At 31.1% G+C, this 2228-nt stretch carries 3 protein-coding genes and 1 pseudogene; all 4 read right to left on the bottom strand.

The annotated features are described in order from the left end of the window. Window positions 1-316: pseudogene (locus tag A5844_RS14485) on the bottom strand (tyrosine-type recombinase/integrase); the annotation flags it as partial. Further along, window positions 309-776 (bottom strand): tyrosine-type recombinase/integrase, encoded by a 468-nt coding sequence (locus A5844_RS14490; RefSeq protein ID WP_256924509.1) that lies wholly within the window; start codon window positions 774-776, stop codon window positions 309-311. The gene A5844_RS14490 and the pseudogene A5844_RS14485, both read right to left, overlap by 8 nt. 211 nt (window positions 777-987) lie before the next feature. Then, entirely contained in the window at window positions 988-1344 is a 357-nt protein-coding gene (locus A5844_RS14750) for a CPBP family intramembrane glutamic endopeptidase (protein ID WP_373419206.1), read from the bottom strand. Between the two features lie 341 nt (window positions 1345-1685). Continuing rightward, window positions 1686-1847 carry a hypothetical protein gene (locus A5844_RS14110; RefSeq protein ID WP_154670119.1) on the bottom strand — a complete coding sequence of 54 codons (162 nt, stop codon included), beginning with the start codon at window positions 1845-1847 and terminating at the stop codon, window positions 1686-1688. Window positions 1848-2228 lie beyond the last annotated feature (381 nt).

Genomic DNA, 2228 nt, shown 5'->3' on the forward strand with positions numbered 1-2228 from the left:
TGCGTATATATTGTTCAATCGTTCGTCCAGCGGTAACTACTCCTTCATTGATCAATAATTTTTTTGCGGAAAAATCCACTTTCTCGACTGTCAATGCACTTAACTCGCCAATCCTTAAACCATTTCGTATCAAAAACTCTGCCATATCTAGATAAAGTTTACCCATCTTATTATTGTTATTATTACTTTCATATTTTTCATTGATTGCTTGAAAGAGTATATGGATTTCCTCTCTCTCTAAAAACTTCTTTTTTCTACGCTGAATGGCTGGAATTTTTCGATCATTGGGTATTTTTAGCACAATCTTATTAATCAAATAGAACGAGATCATGACGATAACCATATGACAAAATTTGTTTCAATAACGACCGAATCTTTTCTAACGTTGCTTTTTCTAGAAGTGCTTTCGCTTGTTTTGAACAGATCATCAGAATATTCGCCCAAGTCCCTTCAACAAATAAAGGAGTCAACTGCTGCAGTCGCAAGTTATCCGTGAAATATGGAGAGAGATAACATGACAGAATCTCTTTTTGGTAATGTACAGTTGTTTGACGTACTGTGGGTGACCAAGATTTTAACCAAAGAGCTGTCAGTTCACCAAACGTCTCACAGCTGTATTCATCAGAAAACATCGAGTTCTTTTTGAATTCTTCAATCTGTTCCTTCAGATATCTCAACGCCTGTTTTTCGCTCTTGAAGCCTTTTGCTTTCCAATTGACACTTTTTTTTCTCGTCTTTCCTTTGATCGGATCATAGTAGACTTGAAACGTACGCAAATAACTTTTTTTATCAATCGAAGTATATGAACTTCGTAAATACTCTTTCCATTGTAACGACTGCAGCAGCTTCCCTCCTTTCTCTTATAAACTTTCCATTCTTGAATTCGATAGAATTTTTTCGGTTAAACCTCTTTCTAAGACAATTCATCAATTGATAAAATAAAAAAAACATCCATATAAAAGGACGGTTCAATAAATATAATGAAATTTAATACAGTAAAACCAACAATACAATAAAGTTATAAACAAAATGTACAATTATTGAATACCAAATATTTTTTGTTTTAACATAGATGTAACCTAAATATAATCCGAGGACAAAAAACGGCCAGAACATGAAAAAATTTGAGGATAAAACTGTTTGATGCCCGATTGAAAACAAAACTGAAGATAAGAATAATGTACCATATTTTGTAAGAGATGAACCAGTTAAACATATAAGGCAAAATCGATTGACCATTTCTTCAATAAATGGCACAAATATCAAAGCATTCACAATTGAAAACCAAGTAAAGGAAGAAGTATTTATCTCAATCTCTTGATTGAATAAAAGATAGGATAACATCCAGAAGAATAAAAAAATGGAAGTTAGGAAAATAGTAACTATCTTTATACATTTAAAAAAATCAATTTTCTTGAAATCACTTACCAATATTTTACGAAAGAAGATAGTTCCCAATAAAAGAAAACAAGCCCCCAATAGAAATTGATCATTATTGTAAAAGATTGTTCAGCGTGTACCAAAAATTAAAGCTAGATAGTAAAAATAAATAAAAGATATACAATATATTACTTTTTTACATACATGCAAGTTCCCTCCAATTTTTTGCTACTGGGCAATATCTTCGTACCAAGTTAAATGATTCGTATATGTTACAGTACCAATTTTTTTATTTGCGTATCTACTTACTCTAAATACGCAGCTTGTACTTGACTATATTCCTGTTTGATTGTTTCAAGTACTTGTTGTGAATGTTTTTCTTCATTTGAATAAAGTAAGCTTTGTTCATAGGATTGTAAACTGTCCTTACTTTCTATAGATACTTCTTCAACCTGCTCATTTATCAAAATAATCCTACTGCCAATTTTTCTCCGTTATAAAACTCTACGCCTGCGAATTTCGGCCGTATAACAGCCTAGCTCCTCGAGTTTTTTAATAAGCTGATTTATTTAATTCAAAGTGATTACAATCAGGATAGATATAAATATAATGAAACATACTTAAATAAATACTAATTTGTTAGGGGATCATGCACTCTGCGTAAAGAAGATTCGTATGGAAATAAACTAGTCCAAATTGTTTGGTTATTCCAATTTCTGGTTCTTATCACATTTACTATCACCACTAAACATGATACTCATCAATTGTCTAATTTAATTGTAAAGTTAATGTTTATTTTTAATTTCTCTCTTCAAAATATTTTTTATAATCACCAGCAAGCGGTATAA

The organism is Candidatus Enterococcus wittei (assembly GCF_002140175.1).
In the GTDB taxonomy this organism is placed as follows: domain Bacteria; phylum Bacillota; class Bacilli; order Lactobacillales; family Enterococcaceae; genus Enterococcus_B; species Enterococcus_B wittei.

What these genes read in the sequence shown, in the direction of transcription:
- A5844_RS14750 (WP_373419206.1), bottom strand. Translation starts at nt 1,344, where the DNA reads ATGTTATCCTATCTTTTATTCAATCAAGAGATTGAGATAAATACTTCT.